The sequence below is a fragment of the Actinophytocola sp. NPDC049390 genome (assembly GCF_044466355.1).
GTDB lineage: Bacteria > Actinomycetota > Actinomycetes > Mycobacteriales > Pseudonocardiaceae > Actinophytocola.
This window is the reverse complement of the sequence record NZ_JBITMQ010000001.1, coordinates 307,264-329,872: the sequence shown is the minus strand read 5'-3', so window position 1 is coordinate 329,872 and position 22,609 is coordinate 307,264. Positions and strand designations below refer to the sequence as shown.

The window sequence follows — 22,609 nt, the reverse complement described above, 5'->3', positions numbered from 1 at the left end:
CGTTCAGGTCGCCAGGCGTGCCGCCCACACGCGGTCCAGCGCCATCCGCAACGCACCGGTGAGCACGGTGTTCTCGGCCAGCTCCGACAGCTCGACCCGGGGCGGAGTGAGGGTGAGGTCCGCGAGGTGGCGGCGGATCGCGGCCACGAGGACCTCGCCCGCCCGCGCGACACCGCCGCTGATCACGATCGCGTGGGGGGACAGCACGAGGACCGCGGGCGCGACCGCCTCCGCGAAGATCCGCGCCACCTGGTCCACGACCGACAGCGCCGTCGGGTCGCCGTCGGCGGCCGCGGTGAAGACGGCCGCGGCGTCCTCCTTCCGCGTGCCCGCGGCACGGGCCAGCTCGGTGATCGCCTCCGCGCCGATGCTGCGTTCGAGCGGCCCCCGGCCGGTGTCGTCGCGCACGTCGTGACCGGGTGGGCGGATGAACCCGATCTCGCCCGCCTCGCCCGCGCCGCGGTGGAGCCTGCCGTCGATGACCACGCCGCCGCCGAGGCGTTCGCCCCACTGCACCGCGAGCAGCGTGCCGGTGCGCTCGTCGGCCACGGCGAGCGCGGCCAGGTTGGCGTCGTTCTCGACCTCGACCGGACACGGGTGCCGGGTGCGGAGGTGGGCGGTGAGGTCGATCGACGACCAGCCCGGGATGCTCGGCGCGAACAGGACCCTGCCCTTCTCGCGGTCGACGATGCCCGGCGTGCCGACCACGACCATGGCCACGTCGGCGGGCGCGACGTCGGCCGCCGCCAGCGTCCGCTCGGTGACCGCGCCGAGCACGCCGAGCAGGTGCTTCGCGCCCTTGCGGCGCACGGGTTCGCGGGTCACGGCCAGCTGTTCGCCCGCGAGGTCGGCGACCCCGGCGGTGACGGTGTGCGGGCCGACGTCGAGGCCGAGGACCGGCGCGGCCCGGCCGTTCAGTGACACCCGCACCGCCGGACGGCCGCCGAGGCTGGACGGTTCGGCGGCGTGCTGGCGCAGCCAGCCGGAGTCGAGGAGCTCCTCGACCGCCTGCGCGACGGTCGGCCGGGTGAGCCCGGTCGACTCGACCAGCTCGGTCAGCCGCACCGGGCCGCCCGCACCGCGGCGCACGGCGTCCAGCACGGCCGCGGTGTTGATGCGGCGCAGCACCCGGGTTCCTTGCACGGCTCTCCCTTGACGCGGCTCGACCGCCCTGCGAGCATCTTACGCAACGACCTTTATAAACCTCCTTTCATAACTCCCGCCGGAGGTGGATCCGCGTGTCATGGCGAAGCTGGCGGGGACTGGGTGTCACCGCCGCGTTGTTGGCAGGACTGGTCACCGCGACCCCAGCGAACTCGGTGGCCGCCGCACCCGGCACGTTCGACAGCGCGTTCGACAGCGGGCCCGCCCGCGACGCGCTGGTCCGGCTCGTCGGCGCGGACAGGGCGAACCAGGTGACGTTGCGTGCGATCGACCGCGGCGAGGGCGACGACCGGTTCGCCGTGTCGGCCGCACACGGCAAGGTCGTGATCGCCGGGACCACGCCCGCCGTGCAGCTGACCGGTTTCGGCTACTACCTGCGCCACGTGGCGCACGCCGACATCGCGATCAACGGCTCCCAGACCGACCTGCCGACCAGGCTCCCGCTGCCGTCCGCGCCGATCGAGCGGGACTCGTCGGTCGACCACCGGTTCGCGCTCAACGACACCAACCAGGGCTACGCCGGTCCGTTCCTGAGCTGGACCGAGTGGCAGCGGCGCATCGACGTCCTCGCGCTCCACGGCATCAACGAGGTGCTGCTGTACGAGGGCCAGGAAGCGGTGTACCAGCGCACGTTCACCGAGTTCGGCTACTCGGCGCAGGACATGCGCGAGTGGATCCCGCAGCCCGCCCACCAGGCGTGGTGGCTGCTGCAGAACATGTGCTGCACCGGCTCCCCCATCTCCCAGCAGCTCATCGACCAGCGCGCGCGGCTCGGCCGCAAGATGGCCGACCGGCTGCGCTCGCTCGGCATGACCCCGGTCCTGCCCGGCTACTTCGGCACCGTGCCGACGGACTTCGAAACGCGCAACCCGGGCGCGCACACCGTCCCGCAGGGCACGTGGAACCGCCTGGAGCGGCCCGACTGGCTGGCCCCGACCGACCCGTTGTTCGCGCGCGTGGCGGCGAGGTTCTACCGGGTGCAGACCGACCTGTTCGGCACCAGCACGATGTACAAGATGGACCTGCTGCACGAGGGCGGCAAGGCGGGTGACGTGGACGTGCCCGACGCGTCGCGGGCCGTGCAGAAGGCGCTGAACGACGCGCATCCCAACGCGCTGTGGACGATCCTCGGCTGGCAGCGCAACCCGTTGCCCGCGACGCTCCAGGCCATCGACCGATCGAAGATGTTCGTCGTGGACGGCATCACCGAGAAGCCGAACATCACCGACCGCGACAGGGACTTCCTCGGCGCCGAGTACGCCTTCGGCACCATCTGGAACTTCGGCGGCCACACCAACTTCGGCGCCGGGCTCACGGTGTGGAACGAGAAGTTCCACGCGTGGCTGGACCGGCCGGGCACGAAGATGAACGGCATCGCGCTGATGCCGGAGGCCATCGACAACAACCCGGCGGCGGTGGCGTTCTTCGCGGACATGCCGTGGGTGGACGGACCCGTCGACGTGGACCGGTGGTTCGCCGACTACGCGACCGCCCGGTACGGCGCCGCCGACCCGCACGCGACGGCCGCGTGGCGGATCGTCGCGAACACCGCCTACAGCTGGCCCGCAGGCGCGGACACCGTGCACGTGACCGGGTTGTTCTCCGACCGGCCCGGTCTCGGCAACACGGGCACGAAGCTGCAGTACGACATCGCGGCGTTCGACAAGGCGCTCGGCGAGCTGTTGCTGGTGGCCCCGGCGCTGCGCGACAACGACGCGTACCGCTACGACCTGGTCGACGTCGCGCGGCAGGTGCTCGCCAACCACAGCAGGGTCGACCTGCCGAAGATCAGGACGGCGTACGCGGCCGGGGACGAGGCGTCGTTCGCGCACCTGACGAAGAACTGGCTCGACCGGATCGCGCTGCTGGACCGGTTGCTCGGCACCAACGAGCACTTCCTCCTCGGCACGTGGCAGCGGGAGGCTCGCGCGCAGGCCGCCGACGACCGGGAGGCGGCGGCGCTGGACTACGACCTCAAGTCGCTGATCACGTTGTGGGCCACCGGAACCGACCTGCAGGACTACGCCCGCCGCGAGTTCAACGGGCTGGTCGGCGACTACTACGCGCACCGCTGGCGGCTGTACTTCGACAGCCTCGCGACGGCACTCGACTCGGGCACGCAGCCGGCGCCGATCGACTGGCTCGCGGTCGCGGAGGAGTGGTCGAACGCGGGCACCCGCTTCCCGGACCGGCCGCGTGGCGACTCCTACGCGGTGGCGGCCGAGGTGGCGGCGCTCCCGTCCGGTGAGCTGACCCTCGGCGTGGACCACAAGGGCGTGCGGCCGGGTGGCGTCGTGTCGGTGACCGCGGAGTTCACCAACACCAACCAGCTGCGGGCGTCCGGCGCGCTGACCGCCGAACTGTCCACTCCGGACGGATACCGCGTCACCCCGGTCACTCCCCCGTCGACCGGATCGGTGGCCGCGGCGGGGACGTTCAGCGTCACGTGGGACGTCGCGGTCCCCTCGGACGCGAGCGCGGGCACGGTCGACACGCTCACCGCGACCGCCGCCTGGGACGGCGAGACCACGTCCGCCGACACCGCGGTGCTGGTCGGCGGCGAGGTGGGCGCACCGTACCGGACCGCGGCGAGCACCCACGCGGTGTTCGCGCAGCACGGCGACGAGATCGGCATCGCGGCGGGCGGCGACGACATGTGGGCGGGCAGCAACGAGTACGCGACCGCCTACCGGCCCGACGTGCTGGCCGACGACCACGCCGTGGCCACGACCGTGAGCCGCCAGCACGGTTCGTCGCCGTACACCCGGTCCGGGCTGGTCGCGGGCAACGACCTGTCGGCGGCCGCGCCGGGCGGCTACGCGAACATCGCGGTGACGCCCGGACACGGGTGCATGTTCAGCTGGGACTCCGACGCGGACGGCCGGCTCGACCGCTACACCGAGGTCGGCGGTTTCGCGCCGGAGGTCCGCGTGCGGCTGGCCAAGTCGGGCACCCGGCTGACCGGTTCGTGCAGCAGCGACGGTCGCAACTGGACGGTCGTCGGTAGCGGCACGGTGCCCGACGCCGCGTCCTCCGTGGACGTCGGGCTGTTCGTGAGCGCGGTGAACCGGAACACCGGCCAGGAGGCCATCGCGACGTTCACCGGCGGCATCGCCGAGGCACCGTCCACCGCCCGCGACGGCTCCGGCGACACGGTCCAGAGCGTCGGCAAGCCGGTGACCGCGCTCGACTTCGAGAACGGCAGGCCCCCGACCGCCGCCAACGACGGCAGCCGCGCCAACAACCCGTACTGGGGCGGCCCGCTGACGCTGGGCAGCACCTGGTGGCAGGTCGACCTCGGCGCGGTGAACGACGTGTCGCGGGTGAACGTCCGCAACTACGTCGACGGCACCCGGTACTACACCTACCGGTTGGAAGGCAGCCTCGACGGCAGGACGTGGTTCACCCTCGGCGGCCGGGCAGGCCCCCGTCCGGCGTCCGACGCGGGCGACACCGCGGACACCGAGGCGCGGGCGCGGTACGTCCGCGTGGTGGGCCAGGGCAACACGGCCAACGGGACGTTCCACCTCACCGAGGTGACCGTGTACGGCACCCCGGTCCCCTGACGCCCTGGTTTGCCGGTCGGCACCGGTGGTAACCCGCCACGTCGTACCGACAGGTGACCACAGAGGCGACCATGGACACCGAACAGCCGCCGACCGACGAACTGGCCGTGGTCTTCGCGCGCATGTCCGGTCTGCTGATGTCGACCGAGACCGTCAACTCGGCGCTCGAGGTGCTCACGGCGCTCGCCGCGGAGACGATCACCGGCTCCGACGGCGCCGGTGTCACGCTGCTCGACGAGCACGGCGAGCGGATCACGACGGCCGCGACCGACCCCGCGGTGACCCGCGCGGACAGCCTGCAGTACGAACTGGACGAGGGCCCCTGCCTCACGGCGTGGGCCCAGCGGATCACGGTGCACGTCGACGACGTCACCCTGGACGAGCGGTGGCCCCGGTGGGCGAGCGCCGCCGCCGCGACGGGCATGCGGGCCGCGCTCAGCACCCCCTTGGTGGCGGGTGACACCGCGCTGGGCGCGCTCAAGGTGTACTCGCGGAGCCCCGGCGCCTACGGTGCCCGCCACGAGCACCTGCTGGCCATGTTCGCCGCGCACGCGGCCGTGCTGCTGACCCACGTCCGGTCCCATGAGGACGCGAGACGGGTGAGCGCACGGCTCGCCGCCTCGCTGCGCACCCGTGACCTGGTCAACATCGCCAAGGGAGTGCTCATGGTCCGAGAAGGGGTCGACGAACAGGCGGCCTTCCTGCTCCTGTCCAGGACGGCCGCGGACGAGGGCACGTCACTGCGTGCGGTGGCGGCGACCGTCGTGGGCTCGACGACCCGGCGCGGGCGGTGAACGGCATGCCGGACGGCGCGACGCTGCAGCAACGTTCGTTCGCCCACGCGGTGCGCCACGCCCGACTCCCCATCGACAAACTCTGGCTGGACTACTTCGCGCTCGGCGGCGAAGCGGGCCCGCTGGAGGTCGAGGCGTACTACCACGGCCTCACCGAGCTGACCGCCGCGCAGCGGGACATGCTCGCCCACACCGTCAACGAGTGGCTCGACGAGCTGTCCGGCAACCACCGCGCCACCTACAGCCGCATCGTCCGCGAGACCCGGCCCCGCACGCCGCCCCTCACCGCGCTCGTCGACCTGCTCGAGGACAGCGAGCTGACCCCACCCGACGGGCTGGCCGCGGTGGCGGAGAAGGCGGCCGCCGCGCTCGGCGTCCGGCTCACGATCTACCTCGCCGACTACGAACAACGCGCGCTGCACCCCCTGCCGCAGGACGGGACGACGACAGAGGGCATGAGCCTGGGCATCGAGACGACCCTCCCCGGCCGCGTCTACCAGCAGGTGCGGATGCTGACCGCCGAAGGCGACCCGCCCCGGCTGTGGGTGCCACTGCTCGACGGCGCCGAACGGCTCGGTGTGTTCGCCGTCGAGGTCGACGACGTCCACGACCTCTACGACCCCGGACTGCGTGCCCAGTGCCGGTGGCTCGCCATGCTCCTCGGCCACCTCGTCACACTCGCGAGCCAGTTCGGCGACGGGTTCGACCGGGTACGGCTGCGCAAACGGCGGTCCACCGCGGGCGAGCTGATCTGGTCCCTGCTGCCACCGCTCACCGCGGGCGTGGACTCGTTCGTCGTCAGCGCCGTGCTCGAACCACGCTACGACGTCGGCGGCGACGTCTTCGACTACGCCCTGTCGGAAACCACCGCCGCCCTGCTGATCCTCGACGCGATGGGGCACGACCTGCACAGCGGGCTCATCGCCGCCACCGCGCTGGCGGCCCACCGCGCCGCCCGCCACGACGGCGCCGACCTGGTCGAACAAACCCGCGCCATGGACCACGCCATCGCCGACCAGTTCGGCAGGCACAGCGGGTTCGCCACCGCCGTGCTCGCGGAACTCGACCTGTCCACCGGCCGCCTCCGCTACGTCAACGCGGGCCACCCACCGCCGCTGCTCATGCGCGGCGGCAAGATCGGCAGAACGTTGACCGGCGGCAGGCGCATCCCGCTGGGGCTCGGCCCAACCTCGCTCACCGTCGGCGAGGAGACCCTCCAGACCGAGGACTGGCTCGTGCTCCACACCGACGGCATCAGCGAGGCCCGCGACCGCACCGGCCGCTTCTTCGGCGAACACCGCCTCGTCGACTTCCTCCGGCGCGAAGCCGCCGCGGGCCACCCACCACCGGAAACCGCACGCAGGCTCATCAACGCCGTCCTCACCCACCAGAACGGCGAGCTCCAGGACGACGCGACCGTCCTCCTCGCACGCTGGACCAGCGCGGGCGGCCTGACCTCGTGAGGTACGCGCACGGTGCGCACCTCCGGGCCCGGGTGATCACCGCGTCCGCGCGACGATCGCCGCGCGCAGCCGCTCGACCGCGTCGGCGCGGGCGCCCGCGAGCTGGGGTTCGGCGACGCGTCCGGCGGTCACCGGCACGTGACGCGCCGCGGTCCCCAGCCGCCCGGTGACGTCGGGCACCAGGTCAGCGCCCCACTCCCCGCCCAGCACGGCGATCTCGGGGTCCACGAGGGACACCGCGGCCAGCAGCACCCCGCACACGGCCGTGGCGAGCACCGCGCGCAGCGCATCGTCCCCGGCGGCCGCGGCACGCAGGGCGTCGACGTCGACGGCGGTCGAGGACGGGCGGCGCAGGCCCAGCGCGGCGAACACCGCCGTGAACGGCATGGCGGTCCCGTCCGGCCCCGGCGTGTACAGGTGGGCGATCTCGCCCGCCAGCCCGCCGTGGCCGCGCCGGACCTCGCCGTCGCTGACCACCGCGCAGCCGAGCCCCTCGCCGAGGTGGAGGTAGACGAAGTCACCGACGTCCGCGGCGCCGCCGACCGCCATCTCCGCGCGTGCCGCCCAGTTCACGTCGTTGTCCACCAGCACCGGACCGTCGACCAGCGGCGCGAGGAGCGGCACCGGCGCGAGGGTGCCGACCAGGAACGGCGCGTCCGGCAGGTGCACGAGCGCGCCCGTGCGGCGGTCGACCGGATCCGCGGCGCTGACGACCGCGACGCGCAGTCCGCCGGTGACCTGGCCCGTGAGGGCGCCCGCGACCTCGGTGAGGGCCCGGGCGGTCCTGGCCTCGCCGGCCGCGCGGTCCAGCGGCACGGATGTCCGCGCGAGCACCGCGCCGAACGCGTCCACCGCCTCACCGGTGACTCCGCGCGGGGCGATCTCGACCACGAGCGCGGCGCCGACGTCGGGCGCCAGCGAGTAGTACGAGCCGACCCGGCCGCGCCCGGTCGTGCGTTCGCCGGTGTCGACGAGCAGCCCGGCCGCGGTGAGCCGCCGGACGCTGTCGGAGATGGTGGGCTTGGAGATGCCGGTCGCCGCCGCGATCTCCGCGCGCGTCGCACGCGCACCGCGCATCAGCGTGCGGAGCACGTGCTCGTCGGTCATCGACCGCAGCAGGTCGAGGCGGGGCTTGGCGGTGTCCACCACCCCACTCTAGTAAGGAGTCTTGCCCAAAGCGCGCGCCCGGGTTACGGTCCTTCTAGTAAGGAGCCCTCACCAAAGGTGGCAGACATGACCGCGACGTTGCCGCACTGGCAGACCACGCCCGCCGACCTCGCCGCCGCGATCCGCGAGGTCAAGACCGCGCTGCGGGCCCGCATCGAGGCGTCCGGCCGCGGCGTCGACGAGGTCTTCGACGTCGTGGCACGACGTGTCGCGGGCCGGATCGCCGAGATCGACGCCGACCTCGCCGCGGGCGAGAGCGTGTGGCCGGTGATCGACTACGCGGACATCGAGAACGGCACGGTCACGGCGGCGCAGCTCGACAAGCTGCGGCGGCGCGGCTGCCTGGTGGTGCGCGGCCACTTCCCCCGCGAGCAGGCCCTGGCGTGGGACGAGAGCATCCTCGACTACGTCGAACGCAACCACTTCTTCGACGACTACCGAGGGCCCGGCGACGACTTCTTCGGCAGCGTCGACTCGAAACCCGAGATCTACCCGATCTACTGGTCGCACGCGCAGATGCGGGCGCGCCAGAGCGAGCGGATGGCTCGCGTCCAGTTCTTCCTCAACTCGTTGTGGCGCCACGAGTCCGACGGCGTCGCCTGGTTCGACCCGGCCCGTGACGCGCTCTACCCCGACCGCATCCGCCGCCGCCCGCCGGGCACCGACTCCGGCGGCCTCGGCACGCACCTGGACCCCGGCACGCTCGACCTGTGGATGACCCGCGAGTACCAGACGGCGTTCCGCCACCTGTTCGACGGCGACGTGGAGGCGTACGACCCGTGGGACGCGGCGCACCGCACGACCGGCCCGCAGTACCCGGGATCGACGATGTGCTCGGCGTTCCGCACCTTCCAGGGCTGGACCGCGCTGTCCGACATGGACCACGACCAGGGCGTCCTGCACACCGTGCCCATCCCGGAAGCCATGGCGTACCTGATGTTGCGCCCCCTGCGGCGCGACGTCCCGGACGACGACATGTGCGGGGTGACCGTCAACCAGGTCTTCCCCGCGAACGAGAAGTGGCACCCCGAACTGGTCGCGGCCCAGGCCGGCATCCCGGACGTGCGAGCGGGCGACTCGGTCTGGTGGCACTGCGACATGATCCACAGCGTCGCCCCGGTGACCGACCAGCGCGGCTGGGGCAACGTCATGTACATCCCGGCGGCCCCGTGGTGCCCGCGCAACGAGCGCTACGCCGAACACGTGCGGGCGGCCTTCCTCACCGGTGAGAGCCCGTCCGACTTCCCGGCGGAACACTACGAACGGGACTGGGAGGGCCGCTTCACCGCCGACGACCTCAACGACATCGGCCGCCGCGGCATGGGTTTCCCGGCCGCCCTCGGCTGATCAGGAGCTGATCAGGTCACCGCGGGCCGGTGGCGAGGTGGTGCACGGGTTCGGTCACCCGCAGGTCGTGCACCTCGTTCCCGTGGTGGGCGTTGATCTGGTCGACGAGCGCGTCGACCCCGTCGGCCGTCGCCTCGATCTCGACGCGCCACTGCTCGGTCGCGTGCCTGTGCCCGTGCCAGCGGTGGACACGCCTGATCGGGCCCTCGATCTGCGCGCAGCACGTGCACTCCGTGCTCGCGACCTCGGCGGCCATGGTGTCGGCAAGTTGCTTGCTGTCCGTCGTGAACGACACGACGACGTGCTCGTGGTCCATGGCTGTGATGGTAGTCACAAATCACGCGATGTGGGGTCGGCGCACCGCCGAGGGCGACCACCTCGCGAAGCGGTAGGCACTACCCGACCTGTTCGGGGGTCGCCTCGTGGCCCGGTTCGCCTTCGGTGCGGCGGCGGCGCTTGAGGTCGGCCTCGTGGACGTGCGGAACGTCGTCGGTCAGTTGGCGCACCTCGCGCTCCAGGTCGCGGAAGGGCGTGTAGTAGGTGTCCTCGTAGTCCTCGATGACCTGGAACGTCCACCGCCCGGGCAGGACATTCCTGCCGAGCAGTTCACGCCGCAGGCGGTCGGCCAGAGCGGTGTGCCCGGCGGCGGCGAGCAGTTCGATCGCCCGTTCCAGTTTGAAGTCGGCGGAGCCGGTGAGCTGGTGGAACGCGAAGAGGTGCCCGCGTGCCACCTCCACGGTCTCGAGCGCCTCGGTCATCGCGCCCACGGCCTCCACCGTGTCGTCGTCCAGTGCACGGCGCCAGTCGCCGCCGTCGAGCCGCGGGTCGCCGATGCCCGCTCGTCCGGATGGGTCCGTCATGGCAACCCGGATACCCCGGGCGCCACCGATCGATGCGGGCCGCACTAGTCCATTCGAGTGAAGAAATGGTCTAGACCCTTGTGTTCGATTTGGTCTAGACCACACATTTTGGGCAGTGCTCCCTGCCATCGCTCAACGAGGAGACCGATGAGAAGACCGTTATGGCCCCATCTTCTGGGGATCTGCACCGCGACCGTCGCGCTCGTCCTGGGTGTCACCGTGGCACCCGCGAGCGGCGCGGGCGGTGTGTCGGCGACCTTCACGAAGGGGACCGACTGGGGAACCGGGTACGAGGGCAAGTACACGATCACCAACGGCACCACGTCCGCGCGTTCGTCGTGGCAGGTCGAGTTCGACCTGCCGTCCGGCCACCGGATCTCGAGCCTGTGGGACGGCAGCCACACCACGAGCGGTCAGCACGTGACCGTCAAGGGCACCTGGAACAGCACCATCGCCCCGGGCGCGTCCGTCAGCTTCGGCTTCAACGTCGCCTACACCGGCGCGTACGCGCCGCCGCTCAACTGCAAGCTGGACGGCGGCTCGTGCAGCGCCGGGGACACCCCGCCGCCCACCGACCCACCGCCGACGGACCCGCCGCCCACCGACCCGCCGCCGGACCCGGGTGGCGCGAAGAAGCTCGGCTACTTCACGCAGTGGGGCGTCTACGGCCGCCAGTACTTCGTGAAGAACATCAAGACGAGCGGCTCCGCGTCGAAGCTGACGCACATCAACTACGCGTTCGGCAACGTCACGAACGGTCAGTGCGTCCTCGGTGACACCTACGCCGACTACGACATGGCCTACACCGCGGCCAACAGCGTCGACGGCGTCGCCGACACCTGGGACGCCGGTGCGCTGCGCGGCAACTTCAACCAGCTGCGCAAGCTCAAGCGCGAGTTCCCGCACATCAAGGTGCTGTTCTCGTTCGGCGGCTGGACCTGGTCCGGTGGCTTCGGCCAGGCCGCGCGGAACCCGGCCGCGTTCGCCGACTCCTGCTACCGGCTGGTGGAGGACCCGCGCTGGGCCGACGTGTTCGACGGCATCGACATCGACTGGGAGTACCCGAACGCCTGTGGCCTGACCTGTGACAGCAGCGGGCCCGCCGCGTTCAAGAACCTGATGCAGGCACTGCGTGCCCGCTTCGGCAACGGCAATCTGGTCACCGCCGCGATCACCGCCGACGGCTCGAACGGCGGCAAGATCGACGCGGCCGACTACGGCGGCGCCGCCCAGTACGTCAACTGGTACAACGTGATGACCTACGACTACTTCGGCGCTTTCAACCCGCAGGGCCCCACCGCCCCGCACTCGCCGCTGACGTCGTACGCGGGCATCCCGCAGGCCGGGTTCAACTCCGACGCGGCGATCCAGAAGCTCAAGAGCAAGGGCGTCCCGGCGAGCAAGCTGTTGCTGGGCATCGGGTTCTACGGGCGCGGCTGGACCGGCGTCACGCAGGAAGCACCGGGTGGCACCGCGACCGGCGCCGCACCCGGCACGTACGAGGCGGGGATCGAGGACTACAAGGTCCTCAAGAACCGCTGTCCCGCGACGAGAACCATCGCGGGCACGGCCTACGCCAAGTGCGGCAGCGAATGGTGGAGCTACGACACCCCGGCGACGATCCGCGGCAAGATGTCCTGGTCCAAGTCCCAGGGCCTCGGCGGCGCGTTCTTCTGGGAGCTGTCCGGCGACACCACCAGTGGTGAGCTGATCACCGCCCTCAGCGGCGGACTCGGCTGACCCGTCGACCGCAGCCCTTGTGAGCGGGTTCCGGACCGCTCACAAGGGCTGTTCCACGTGATCCCGCCCCGTCGGTCAGCGCAGCACCCGGTAGATCAGGTGTGTGACCGAGCGCGCCGCCCGCGACTCCACCTGCTCGAGGTTCAGCGGCGGGACGCCGTCGAACAGCCGGGTGCCCGCGCCGAGCGTGAACGGCGCGATGTGCAGCCGCAGTTCGTCGATGTGACCGGCGGCGAGGTACTGGTTGACGGTGGTCGCGCCGCCGTGGATGGAGATGTCGCCACCCCCGGCGGCCTCCCTGGCGCGGCTCAGCGCGGCCTCGATGCCGTCGGTGACGAAGTAGAACGTGGTGCCGCCGTCCATCGGCTGCGGCTCACGCGGGTGGTGGGTGAGCACGAAGACCGAGCTGTGGTACGGCGGGTTGTCGCCCCACCAGCCCTTCCAGTTCCGGTCCCACTCGCCGCGCTCCGGGCCGAACATGTTGCGGCCCATGACGAACGCCTTGGCCGTCATCATCCGTGCGAACTCGGCCGGGTGCGCCTCGGGCCCCTCGCCGTACCAGGCGTGCAGCTTGTCGCCCCAGCCGTCCCCGCCGTCGTCGCCGAACGGGCGCTCCTCGCTCTGGTTGTGCCCGGCCGCGTACCCGTCGAGGGTGATCGTGAGATCGCAGGTCACCTTGCCCGTGCGTGTGGTCATGGCATCAGCATGGTGCCGCCGACGTATGACGTCCAATGCACGAGGGGCGGCTGCCTGCCGACCGGGCCGCGGAGATCATGGCCGCGTCGACGCGGCGGCGACGGCCAGGTGAACAATTGTCCACCCAGAACGGTTTCCGGGTAACGAGCGACGCGCCGAAGTCGATGTTGGAAACGACACGAACACCTGCGTTCGTCACTGGGGAATCGGAGTATCGATGGGTAACAAGCTGGCCAGGCGGCTCGGCGCCGCCGCGATGACCGCCGCGGCCGTGGCCGCGTTCGCACCGACGGCCGCCGCGGCGGAACCGACCTGGACCGCCGTCCCGCTGGAGGTGCCCGCGGACGTGTTCTCCGTCCGGGTCAACGGGACCGACGGCGTCGACCAGATCGTCGGCTCGTACGACTCGTTCGACAGCGGCGGGCAGTACCGGCCGGGCATCGTCTGGCGCGGCACCGCGTTGACCGTCCTCGGCGAGGCGTTCGACGACCTCACCGACCTCACCGCGATCAACACGAGCGGCGTGGCGGTCGGCTCGCACGCCGCGTACGACGAGCAGCCGCAGGCGGTCAAGTGGACCGGTGACCACTACGAGGACCTGCCGGCACCGGCCGGGTCGGCCAGCGTGGCGACGTCGGTGAACGACAACGGCGACATCGTCGGCACCGCCGACTACCAGGTGATCCTGTGGCCCGCGTCGGCCCCCGGCACCTACCGGCTGCTGCCCATGCCCTACCCCACGAGCGCCAACGGCGTCTCGATCGGCGACGACGGCACCGTCGTCGCCAGCGTGATCGAACCGGTCGGTTCCGGGCCGAGCCGCGCCTTCCGCTGGGACAGCACGGGACAGCCGCGCGAACTGGAGCGCGTCGACCGCGACCACGGGCACAGCGTGCTGACCATCGAGAACGGCATGATCGGCGGGAGCGCCAACCTGCTGGGCGCGGCCATCTGGAACACCAAGGGCCGGGTCCAGCGGTTCGTCCCCGACATCCAGTTGTACGGCATGAACGCCAACGGTGACCTGCTCGCCCGCGGCAACACCGGCGGCGACGCCTGGTTCGTCGACGAGAACGGCGTCCGCAGCACTCTGCCCGCCACGTTCATGCCGTCCTTCCACCCGACCACGCTGTTCACCAACGGCACGGTCGCCGGCTACTCCCACGACGAGGCCACGTTCACCGACACAGCCGTCATCTGGCAGCGCGTCTGAACCAGTCCGGCCACTGACAACGAGCCCACCGCGCCGTGCCCGCGGTGGGCTCGGTTTTTCACGAACCACCTTGTCGACGAAGGATCTTCTGGCTACAGTCCCGTTCCGGGTCGGGGCCTGACTCCTGGGGGATGTCACCGTGCGACGTGTCTTCTCTGCTGTCCTGACCGGACTCCTGCTGTCCGCCGGTCTCGTGCTCGCCACCCCGGTGGCGGCACCTGCCGCGCCCTCCGTCGACGCCGGCACGGCGTCGACGTTCTCGCCGAGGTCACCGGTCCGTGTGCTGGACACCCGGAACGGCGCCGGGCCCGTCGGGGCGCGGCGCACCATCACCCTCGACCTGGCCACGCGTGTGCCCGCGACCGCGACCGCGGTCGTGCTGAACGTGACGGCGGTGACGCCGACGGCGTCCACCGTCGTGACCGTGTTCCCCGCGGGCATGACCAGGCCGACGGCCTCCAACCTCAACGTGCCCGCCGGAGACACCCGCGCGAACCAGGTGACCGTCGCCCTCGGCACCGACCGGAAGGTGAACATCTACAACCATTCCGGCAGCGTGCACCTGCTCGCCGACCTGGCGGGCCACTACGGCACGGGCACGGGCACCAAGTTCACGGCGCTGGCGCCCGCCCGGGTGCTCGACACCCGCGAGACCGGGCCCGCCCTGGGACAGCGCCTCACCCGGGTCGTGGACTTCACCGGCCGGGTCCCCGCGTCCGCGACCGCGGTGACCTTCAACCTGACGGTCACGAAGCCCACGGCCGGGACGTTCGTGACCGCGTGGCCGGCGGGCACCTCGCGGCCGACCGCGTCCAACGTGAACATCCCGGCCGGGGACACCCGCGCGAACCTGGTGACCGTCGCCCTCGGCACGGACCGCGAGGTCAACCTCTACAACCACGTCGGGTCGACGCACGTGATCGTCGACGTGACCGGCTTCTACACCCCCGAGTACGGCGCGCACTTCGTTCCGCTGTCACCCGAGCGGGTCCTCGACACCCGGTACGGCACGGGCACCGGCGGCACGACCACACCGTTGGGCCCGAGGAGCGTCCGCACCGTCGACCTGGCGAACACGGTGCCGGACACGGCGACCGCGGTCGCGCTCAACCTCACCGCCGTCGACGCGACGACCTCGACCTTCGTCACCGCGTGGGCGCCGGTCGGGGACGTGCCCATCGCGTCCACGCTCAACCTGTCCGCCGGGCAGATCGTGCCCAACGCCGCGGTCGTCGCGTTCTCCGGAGAGCGGGCGGTCGCGCTCTACAACGCCAACGGGTCGGTCCACCTCGTCGCGGACGTGGCCGGGTACTTCGCCGCCGTCGACGCCGAGCCGTGCACGACCGACTGCGTCTACGCGTGGGGCAGCAACTGGAGCAGGCAGCTGGGCACCGGACAGCTCGGCGGCTCGTCGGGCACGCCGACGCGGGTGATCGGACTGTCCGGGGTGCGCGCGGTGACCGGTGGGTCGTCGAACGGGTACGCCCTGCGGGCCGACGGCACCGTGTGGGCGTGGGGCGGCAACTACGCGGGCCAGCTCGGCAACGGGTGGACCGCCGCCTCCTACGGCGGGTCGGCGGTGCCCGTGCCGGTGGCCGGGCTGACCGGCGTCACCGCGATCGCGGCGCGGGGGCAGCACGCCTACGCGCTCCGCGCGGACGGCACGGTGTGGGCGTGGGGTGACAACTTCCACGGGCAGCTCGGCAACGGCACCCGGACCCACTCCGCGGTCCCGGTGCGGGTGACCGGCCTGGCGGGCGTCACCGCGATCGGCGCGGGCGACTCGACCGGGTACGCGGTGCTGGCCGACGGCACCGTCCGCGCCTGGGGCTTCAACGGTGGCGGACACCTCGGCAACGGGTCGGACGTCGACTTCTCCACCACGCCGGTCCAGGTCACCGGGCTCACCGACGTCACGGCGATCGCGGGCGGCGGCCCCAGCAACGGCACCTACGCACGGCGTTCCGACGGGACGGTGTGGTCGTGGGGCTACAACTTCTCCGGCGCGCTGGGGCACGGCGAGTTCTGCGCCGATGGTGTGCCCTGCCTGTCCGACGTGCCGGTCCAGGTGACCGGCCTGACCGACGCGACCGCCGTCGCCAGCGGTAACTACCACGGCCAGGCGGTGCGTGACGACGGCACGCTCTGGGCGTGGGGCGACAACACCGAGGGCGAGCTCGGCAACGGGGTCCAGTGCGGGATCGGCATCGACACCTCGGGCTGCGCGTACAACGCGCCGGTCCAGGTCGCGAACCTCACCGGCGTCACCGCGTCCGGGACGAGCAACCGAGGCGGCTACGCACTGCGTGACGACGGCACGGTGTGGGCGTGGGGCAGCAACTACGACGGCGCGCTGGGCAACGACACCGTAGACAGTCACACCACGGTTCCGGTGCCGGTGCACGGCCTCGGCGTCGTCACCGCGATCGGCAACGGCAGCAGCACGGCGTACGCGGTCGTACCGACCCCCTGACCGGCGGCTGACCCGCTTCCGCATCACACCCAGAACGGAGTTCATGTCTCACCGTGTCATCAGTGCTAGTGTGATGACACAGTGAGACATCACTGGGTGTCCCGGCGGAGAGGAAGCGCGATGACGTCGAACACCGAGCCCGGCGCGGTGTGGATCCTGGGGGCGACGGGCCGGGTCGGCCGCGCGGTCGCCGCCCGCATCAAGGCCCAGGGCGGCACGGCCACGCTGGTGGGACGCGACGAGGAACGCCTGCGCACGGTGGCGGCCGACCTCGGACTCGGCGACGACGCGCAGGTCGTGGTCGCGGACACGGCCGACCGGATCGCCGCCGAGATCACGCGGCAGCGGCCCGCCGTGGTCCTCAACACCATCGGCGAGTACGCCGCGACGGCCACGCGGATCGCACGTGCCTGCCTGCCCGGCGGGCACTACCTGGACCTGGCCAACGACCTGGTCGCCGTGCCGCGCCTGCTCGACCTGCACGAGGAGGCGGCGGCCGGGGGCAGCACCCTCGTGACCGGTGCCGGATTCGGCGTCCTGGCAACGGAAGCCGTGGTGGCGAGGCTGTGCGAGGGGCGCCCCACCCCGGACCACGTGCGGGTCGACGCCCTGGCGTCCGTGGCCAACGACGGCGGCACGGTCGGCACGTCCCTCGCCGCCTCCGTCATCGACGCGCTGACCACCGGCGGACGCCGCTACCGGGACGGTCGCCTCGTCACGGCCCGGCTCGGCGCCGACCCGCGGCACCTCACCCTGCCCGACGGGGAGACGGCGAAGACCGCGAGCGTCCCGTCGGCCGAGCTGCTGGCGGCACAACGGGCCAGTGGCGCGCCGTCGGTGGTGGTGACGTCCGTGCTGGCGCCGACCGCGCCCGCCGCACGGGCCGCCCTGCCGCTGGCCGGGAGGCTGCTGTCGATCCCCGCCCTGCGCCGCTTCGCGGTCCGCCGGCTGGCGGCCATCCGGCTCAAGGCGGCTCCCCGGCCGCGGCGGCACTCCTGGGGACACGCGGTCGTCAGCTGGCCCGACGGCACCACGCGGGAAGGCTGGCTACGCGCCGGCGAGGCGATGGACTACACCGCCGCCGTGGCCGCCGAGACCGCCGCGCGGCTCGCCAGGGGCGAGGGCAAGCCCGGCGCCCACACCCCGGCGGCCGCGTTGGGTCCCGACCTGGCCGTCGCCGCGGGCGGCACCTTCATCCTCGACTGACGGAGTCCGACCGGTGCTGTGCCCCGCTCAGCGCCGCGGCGAGCTCGGCGGTGACGTCGTCGAACACGGACGAGAACGCCACCGTGCCCGCGCCGTCGAGCCAGCGTTCGAACGCGGCCCGGAGCGCGGTCACGCAGACCTCGGCGAGCACCTCGGCCAAGGGGGCCGGGGTGCCCCGCCCGCGCAGCGCCTCGGCGATCCCCGCCGCGACCAGTGCGAACTTGGTGCGTTCCCGTTCCTGGAGTTCCGCGCTGGTCCCGATCACCACGCGGCGCGACCCGGCGGTGGGGACGTTCCGGACCAGCTGGTCCCCCACGTCCCGCAACGCGGTCACCGTCGCGTCCCACGGGCCGAGGTCCTCGTCGGCCGCGGCCACCGCGTCACGGACGGCGTCGGCGAGCTGCTCGGACCCGGCGAACAGCACGTCGCGTTTGTCCGTGAAGTAGCGGGAGAAGGTGCGCCTGGTCAGCCCCGCCCGTTCGGTGATGTCCGTGACCGTCACGTTCTCGAAGCCACGCTCGAGGAACAGCTCGACCGCGGCGTCGCGCAGCCGCTCCTCGGCCCGAGGGATCCAGCGTGGCACCGGGCAACTCTAACCGAGTGTCCGGAAACGACCCGGATCCGCCGGATCCCGGTCCACGACCTGGATCGGCGGCCAGGCCCACTGCCACACGCCGATGCCGGGCGTGCGGGAGAACCGGATCCGCCCCCGGGTCCCGTCCACGGAGACGTGCGGCCAGGCCCCGGCGACGCGGGCCCGGTCCACGCCGTGCGCGCGCAGCACCTCGGCGAGCACGGCGATCGTGTCGTAGCCCTCGAAGGCGACGAACGAGGGCACGCCACCGAGACGCGCGCGGAGCGTCGTCTCGACGCGGGCACCGAGCGGACTGAGACGTTCGGGGAGGTAGCGCAGGAACGGGACCGCGGCGCCGTCGTCCCCCAGCAGCGCCAGCCAGTCGGGCAGTTCCGGCTGGCCTGCCGGAGCACCGATCACGACCTCGGTGAGGCGCTGGTCGCGGCGAACGGCCCGGACGATCGGCACCGCCGGGTCGGGATGACCCACCAGCAGGAGGAGCGCGGTCGCACGGTCGGCGACGAGTTCGTCGCACACGGCCTCGGGCGTGCGCGCACCCATGTCGAGCTCGACGACGGAGCCGCCGCGCGCCGCGAGGTGGTCCCGCAGCACCCCGGTCCCGGTCGCCCAGTACACACTCGGCTGGGTCGCCACGGCGATGCGCCGATGGCCCCGGCCGAGGAGGAAGTCGGCATAGAGCTGCCAGCCGCGGGACTGTGCGGGGGCCAGGCGCGCGACCCAGTCCGTCGGCTCGTCGGTGAGCGCGTCGAGCACCGCCGACGAGCACAGGAACGGCACGCCGAGCGCGTCGGCCCTGGCGGCAGCGGCACGGGCGACGACGCTGTGGTACTCCCCCACCACGGCGACCACGCCCGAACGAGCCAGCTCGTCCACGGCGGCCGCCGCCCGCCGTGGGTCCGCCGCGGTGTCCCGGACCACCAGCTCGAGCGGTCGGCCCGCGATGCCGCCGCCGTCGTTCACGTCGTACACGGCCGCCTCGAGCCCGGCGAGCAGGTGCGTGCCCGCCTCGACCCAGCCGGGCCGGGTCAGCGGCGCGAGCGCACCGATCCGGACGGTGGTCATCAGACTGTCGAACCGCCGTCGATCGTGATCACCTGGTCCGTTGATGTGGGAGTGTGCCGACAGCGACATCCTGCCCGATGCCGCGGCCCGCGACCGAAGCCGACCTGGCCATGACGGGTGGGTGGCGACATCGATCGCGTGATTCGCGGTCGCGGGCTTGACCTTGACACGGTGACAACGTGTCCACTGGGGTGCGGGAGGTGGTCCCGATCAACCCGACACACGGAACCCCGCAGAACACCCGCGTGGCCACGGCGCTCGGCGCCGACGACTCGTCGGTCCGGCTCAAGGCGGCCATGGCGGCGGGCTCGCACCCCGACCCCGGCCTGCTGGACGCGCTCGTCGAGCGGTGCGCGGTCGAGCCGGACTTCTTCGTGCGCGACATGCTGTCCTGGGCGCTGACCCGGCTCTCGCCCGGGGTCACGCTGCCGCGGCTCCGCCAGGAGCTCGGCTCCGCGCGGCCCCAGGCCCGCAGCCAGGCGTTGCACACGCTCTCCAAGATCGGCGACCGGAGCGCGTGGGCCTGGCTCACGCGCGACATGCTGCGCGACGCCGACGACGGGGTCGCGCGGACCGCGTGGCGCGTCGCGGTCGCGTTCGTGCCCGGCGACCAGCGGGAGGCGCTCGTCGACGAGCTGGTCACACAGCTCGGCCGCGGCGACCGTGCCGTGCGGCTGAGCCTGAGCCGGGCGCTCATCGATCTCGGCGACGTGGTCGAGCCCGCGCTGGCGAAGGCCTCGGCGCACGCCGACCCGGCGGTGGCGGCGCACGCCCGTGCCACCGTGCTGCTCCGGGAGGACCCCGAAAGCGGCTTCGACGCGGCCGTCGACGAGGCCACGCGGATCGTCACGCTCGGCCCGGAACGAGCCGCGGCGTGCTGATCGGTGACGTGTCCCGCCACTCGGGGGTGAGCACCCGGATGCTCCGGCACTACGACGCCCTCGGGCTGGTGCGACCCACCGGCCGCACCGCCGGGGGCTACCGGGAGTACTCCCCCGAGGACATCCGCAGGATCTTCCACGTGGAGAGCCTGCGGTCGCTCGGGCTCTCGCTCAAGCAGATCGGCCGCGCGCTGGACGACCCGTCGTTCACGCCGGCCGCCCTGGTGAGCGACCTCATCCGGTGGGCGGAGGACCGTCTCGCGCGGGAACGGGAGCTGCTCGAACGGCTCCGCGCGATCGACGCGTCGGCGCCGGAGGGCTGGCAGGGGGTCCTGCGCATCGTCGAACTCATGCAGGGCCTCAACTCGGCCAGCGCCTCGCGCAGACAGCAGGCCGTCCTGTCCCGTCCCGAGGGCGTGCCGATGTCGGTCGACGTGCTGGCCGGGGCGGTCCTGACCGAGCCCGACCCGCACGTCGCGGGGGCACTGCGCTGGGCACTCGCCAGGGCGGGCGGCGACGGCGTGGCGGCGCTCGCCGCGGGCGTGCGCTCGGCGGACGTCGACGTCCGGCGGCGGGCGGTGCGGGCGATCGCCGAGATGCCCGAGGCCCCGGACGCGACCGCGGCACTGGCGGACGTGCTCGGGGACCCGGACGCGACGGTGCGCGGGCACGCGGCGCTGGCGTTGGGCGGACGGGGCGTGACCTCGGCCGTCCCGGTGCTCGTCGGCATGGTGGTCGAGGGCACCGGCGACGTCGAGGCGGCGGAGGTGCTGGGTGCGCTGTCCAGGGACCCGGGGTGCGCGGACCGGATCGTGACCGCACTGGCCGACGAACTCGCCGCCCACACCGAGGACTCCGCGGTGCGGATCCGCCTGACACAGGCGCTGGTCGAGCTGCCGGGGACGACCGCGGCGGACCTCCTGCGCGAGCTGACCCACGACGACGACCGCGCGGTCGCCCTCATCGCCTCGGCCTTCGTCGGCGTCCTCGACCGACGGTCCACAGAGGACCGCGACGGGTGACGGCGCTCCCGGACCACCACCGGGAGCGCCGCCGGGCCGGTCAGTTCGCCGCCAGCCGCCAGCCGGTCCAGCCGAAGCCGATCTCCGTTCCCTGGCCGAAGGTGCCCGCGCCGGTACCGAGCCACCGCAGCAGCTTGTTGTCCGACGTGCGGATGGCCAGCAGGTCGGCCTTGGCGTCGCCGTTGATGTCCATCGACGTCACCTGGCGGAACCCGTTCCAGCCCGAGCCGACCTGTTTCGCGGTGGCGTACCCGGAGGTCGTGCGTTGCCAGAAGAACAGCTCACCGAGGCCGTTGGTGGCCCAGATGTCCCCGTCGCCGTCACCGTCCGCGTCGGCCGCCGTGTGCCGGGCGAGACCGGCCCAGCCGCCGCTGACCGTGACACGCGTGGTGAACGAGCCGTGACCCTTGCCGACGTACAGGTACATGTAGCCGCCGTCGCGCGCGAGGATGTCGGTCCTGTTGTCGCCGTTGACATCCGCGAACGCGACGTACTCGAACGCCGACCAGCCGCCGCCGACGTCGACACCGGTGGTGAACGTGCCGTCGCCGTGGTTGGCCCAGTACTTCAGCGTGTCGCCCGCGACCGCCCACAGGTCGGCCCAGCCGTCACCGTTCGAGTCGTTGACACCCATCCACGTCATGCCGCCCCAGCCGGGGCCGAGGCGCAGGCTGGTGGTGAAGTCGCCGTCCGCGGTGCCGCGGTAGAGGTAGGCGACGCCGTCCGGGTTGACGCCGACCGCGTCGTCGAAGCGGTCACCGTTGACGCTCTTGGCCGGCTTGGCCGGGGTGCCGCCCGCGCAGTTCCGGGAGGTCACGTAGCCGTCCGGGTACGGGAAGCGGACACCGTTGAAGTTCGCGGGCCGGATCCCTTCCGGCCACGACGATCCGAGGCGCACCTCGTAGTGCAGGTGCGGGCCGATGTTGTTGCCCGGCGCCGAGGTGTCGCCGACCCACCCGATGAGCTGCCCCTGCGCGACCGACTGCCCCGCCCGGACGGCCATGTCCTTGAGGTGCGCGTAGTAGGTGTTGTAGCCGCTGCTGCCGTGGCTGATCTTGACGAGGTTGCCGAACCGGTTGGTGTCGCCCTGGTGCGCCGCGGTCACGACGGTGCCCGCGGCGGCCGCGAGGACCGGCATGCCCTCGTCGTCACCGCGGTTGAAGTCGAGCTCCCACGGGGTGGCGTGCGCGCTGCTGTCGGAGTTGTTGCCGGACCACGTCTGTCCACAGGGGAACGGCAACTGGAAGAGGGGTTCCGCCGCCTGGGCGGGGGTGGCGAGCCCGAAACACGCCGTGGTGACCACCACCGCGGTCGTCACGAGTCTCGCCAAGCTTCGCTGTCTCATGTGGACTCCTCGGGT

Annotated in this window: 18 protein-coding genes; 10 read left to right on the top strand and 8 right to left on the bottom strand. The window is 72.4% G+C overall.

Annotated elements, in window-relative coordinates:
- Positions 1-3: 3 nt before the first annotated feature.
- Positions 4-1,143, bottom strand: coding sequence for an ROK family protein (locus ACIBVP_RS01385; RefSeq protein WP_396103959.1), 1,140 nt, complete (start codon positions 1,141-1,143; stop codon positions 4-6).
- A gap of 95 nt (positions 1,144-1,238) precedes the next feature.
- On the opposite strand from ACIBVP_RS01385, the gene ACIBVP_RS01380 reads away from it, so the two are divergent.
- From ACIBVP_RS01380 to ACIBVP_RS01370, 3 genes are all read left to right on the top strand, one after another.
- Entirely contained in the window at positions 1,239-4,730 is a 3,492-nt protein-coding gene (locus tag ACIBVP_RS01380; protein ID WP_396103958.1) for an alpha-N-acetylglucosaminidase TIM-barrel domain-containing protein, read from the top strand.
- Positions 4,731-4,801: 71 nt separating this feature from the next.
- Positions 4,802-5,524: a GAF and ANTAR domain-containing protein gene (locus ACIBVP_RS01375; protein WP_396103957.1), complete on the top strand. Its 723-nt coding sequence runs from the start codon at positions 4,802-4,804 to the stop codon at positions 5,522-5,524.
- Positions 5,525-5,529: 5 nt separating this feature from the next.
- Complete coding sequence (locus ACIBVP_RS01370; RefSeq protein ID WP_396103956.1) at positions 5,530-6,987, top strand: PP2C family protein-serine/threonine phosphatase; 1,458 nt, start codon at positions 5,530-5,532, stop codon at positions 6,985-6,987.
- A gap of 36 nt (positions 6,988-7,023) precedes the next feature.
- On the opposite strand, the gene ACIBVP_RS01365 is transcribed toward ACIBVP_RS01370, so the two are convergent.
- On the bottom strand, positions 7,024-8,133 hold the full coding sequence (locus ACIBVP_RS01365; protein WP_396103955.1) for an ROK family transcriptional regulator: 1,110 nt from the start codon (positions 8,131-8,133) through the stop codon (positions 7,024-7,026).
- 87 nt (positions 8,134-8,220) lie between these two features.
- On the opposite strand from ACIBVP_RS01365, the gene ACIBVP_RS01360 reads away from it, so the two are divergent.
- Complete coding sequence (locus tag ACIBVP_RS01360) at positions 8,221-9,501, top strand: DUF1479 domain-containing protein (protein ID WP_396103954.1); 1,281 nt, start codon at positions 8,221-8,223, stop codon at positions 9,499-9,501.
- Between the two features lie 16 nt (positions 9,502-9,517).
- Here ACIBVP_RS01360 and cutA read toward each other — a convergent pair whose 3' ends face one another.
- Together cutA and ACIBVP_RS01350 are read right to left on the bottom strand one after the other, a co-directional pair.
- Positions 9,518-9,817, bottom strand: coding sequence for a divalent cation tolerance protein CutA (cutA, locus tag ACIBVP_RS01355; protein WP_396103953.1), 300 nt, complete (start codon positions 9,815-9,817; stop codon positions 9,518-9,520).
- Between the two features lie 79 nt (positions 9,818-9,896).
- Positions 9,897-10,259: a hypothetical protein gene (locus ACIBVP_RS01350; protein WP_396104902.1), complete on the bottom strand. Its 363-nt coding sequence runs from the start codon at positions 10,257-10,259 to the stop codon at positions 9,897-9,899.
- Between the two features lie 249 nt (positions 10,260-10,508).
- Here ACIBVP_RS01350 and ACIBVP_RS01345 point away from each other — a divergent pair, with 249 nt between their 5' ends.
- Positions 10,509-12,101, top strand: coding sequence for a glycosyl hydrolase family 18 protein (locus ACIBVP_RS01345; RefSeq protein ID WP_396103952.1), 1,593 nt, complete (start codon positions 10,509-10,511; stop codon positions 12,099-12,101).
- A gap of 75 nt (positions 12,102-12,176) precedes the next feature.
- Here ACIBVP_RS01345 and ACIBVP_RS01340 read toward each other — a convergent pair whose 3' ends face one another.
- Positions 12,177-12,797: a dihydrofolate reductase family protein gene (locus tag ACIBVP_RS01340; RefSeq protein WP_396103951.1), complete on the bottom strand. Its 621-nt coding sequence runs from the start codon at positions 12,795-12,797 to the stop codon at positions 12,177-12,179.
- Positions 12,798-13,014: 217 nt separating this feature from the next.
- Here ACIBVP_RS01340 and ACIBVP_RS01335 point away from each other — a divergent pair, with 217 nt between their 5' ends.
- The 3 genes from ACIBVP_RS01335 to ACIBVP_RS01325 all read left to right on the top strand — a co-directional run bounded on the left by ACIBVP_RS01335 (position 13,015) and on the right by ACIBVP_RS01325 (position 17,689).
- A complete protein-coding gene (locus ACIBVP_RS01335; RefSeq protein ID WP_396103950.1) occupies positions 13,015-14,010 on the top strand; it encodes a hypothetical protein in 996 nt (331 codons plus the stop codon).
- A 139-nt stretch (positions 14,011-14,149) separates the two neighbouring features.
- Positions 14,150-16,483 (top strand): RCC1 domain-containing protein, encoded by a 2,334-nt coding sequence (locus ACIBVP_RS01330; protein ID WP_396103949.1) that lies wholly within the window; start codon positions 14,150-14,152, stop codon positions 16,481-16,483.
- A 120-nt stretch (positions 16,484-16,603) separates the two neighbouring features.
- Complete coding sequence (locus ACIBVP_RS01325; protein ID WP_396103948.1) at positions 16,604-17,689, top strand: saccharopine dehydrogenase NADP-binding domain-containing protein; 1,086 nt, start codon at positions 16,604-16,606, stop codon at positions 17,687-17,689.
- On the opposite strand, the gene ACIBVP_RS01320 is transcribed toward ACIBVP_RS01325, so the two are convergent.
- The gene (locus ACIBVP_RS01320; RefSeq protein WP_396103947.1) at positions 17,676-18,272 is read right to left on the bottom strand and encodes a TetR/AcrR family transcriptional regulator; all 597 of its coding nucleotides are present in this window, start codon (positions 18,270-18,272) and stop codon (positions 17,676-17,678) included. The two genes, ACIBVP_RS01325 and ACIBVP_RS01320, sit on opposite strands and share 14 nt — an antisense overlap.
- A gap of 9 nt (positions 18,273-18,281) precedes the next feature.
- Complete coding sequence (locus tag ACIBVP_RS01315; RefSeq protein ID WP_396103946.1) at positions 18,282-19,346, bottom strand: ABC transporter substrate-binding protein; 1,065 nt, start codon at positions 19,344-19,346, stop codon at positions 18,282-18,284.
- 200 nt (positions 19,347-19,546) lie between these two features.
- Between ACIBVP_RS01315 and ACIBVP_RS01310 the strand changes: the two genes are divergently transcribed.
- Positions 19,547-20,227, top strand: coding sequence for a HEAT repeat domain-containing protein (locus tag ACIBVP_RS01310; protein WP_396104901.1), 681 nt, complete (start codon positions 19,547-19,549; stop codon positions 20,225-20,227).
- The gene (locus ACIBVP_RS01305) at positions 20,221-21,249 is read left to right on the top strand and encodes a HEAT repeat domain-containing protein (RefSeq protein WP_396103945.1); all 1,029 of its coding nucleotides are present in this window, start codon (positions 20,221-20,223) and stop codon (positions 21,247-21,249) included. Before ACIBVP_RS01310 ends, ACIBVP_RS01305 begins: the two co-directional genes overlap by 7 nt.
- Before the next feature lie 40 nt (positions 21,250-21,289).
- Here the strand turns inward: ACIBVP_RS01305 and ACIBVP_RS01300 are convergent, their stop codons facing one another.
- Complete coding sequence (locus tag ACIBVP_RS01300; RefSeq protein ID WP_396103944.1) at positions 21,290-22,594, bottom strand: peptidoglycan DD-metalloendopeptidase family protein; 1,305 nt, start codon at positions 22,592-22,594, stop codon at positions 21,290-21,292.
- Positions 22,595-22,609 lie beyond the last annotated feature (15 nt).

Coding starts and splice junctions, on each gene's coding strand:
- ACIBVP_RS01375 (WP_396103957.1), top strand. CDS start 4,802: ATGGACACCGAACAGCCGCCGACCGACGAACTGGCCGTGGTCTTCGCG.
- ACIBVP_RS01370 (WP_396103956.1), top strand. CDS start 5,530: ATGCCGGACGGCGCGACGCTGCAGCAACGTTCGTTCGCCCACGCGGTG.
- ACIBVP_RS01360 (WP_396103954.1), top strand. CDS start 8,221: ATGACCGCGACGTTGCCGCACTGGCAGACCACGCCCGCCGACCTCGCC.
- cutA (WP_396103953.1), bottom strand. CDS start 9,817: ATGGACCACGAGCACGTCGTCGTGTCGTTCACGACGGACAGCAAGCAA.
- ACIBVP_RS01350 (WP_396104902.1), bottom strand. CDS start 10,259: ATGACCGAGGCGCTCGAGACCGTGGAGGTGGCACGCGGGCACCTCTTC.
- ACIBVP_RS01345 (WP_396103952.1), top strand. CDS start 10,509: ATGAGAAGACCGTTATGGCCCCATCTTCTGGGGATCTGCACCGCGACC.
- ACIBVP_RS01340 (WP_396103951.1), bottom strand. CDS start 12,797: ATGACCACACGCACGGGCAAGGTGACCTGCGATCTCACGATCACCCTC.
- ACIBVP_RS01335 (WP_396103950.1), top strand. CDS start 13,015: ATGGGTAACAAGCTGGCCAGGCGGCTCGGCGCCGCCGCGATGACCGCC.
- ACIBVP_RS01325 (WP_396103948.1), top strand. CDS start 16,604: ATGACGTCGAACACCGAGCCCGGCGCGGTGTGGATCCTGGGGGCGACG.
- ACIBVP_RS01315 (WP_396103946.1), bottom strand. CDS start 19,346: ATGACCACCGTCCGGATCGGTGCGCTCGCGCCGCTGACCCGGCCCGGC.
- ACIBVP_RS01300 (WP_396103944.1), bottom strand. CDS start 22,594: ATGAGACAGCGAAGCTTGGCGAGACTCGTGACGACCGCGGTGGTGGTC.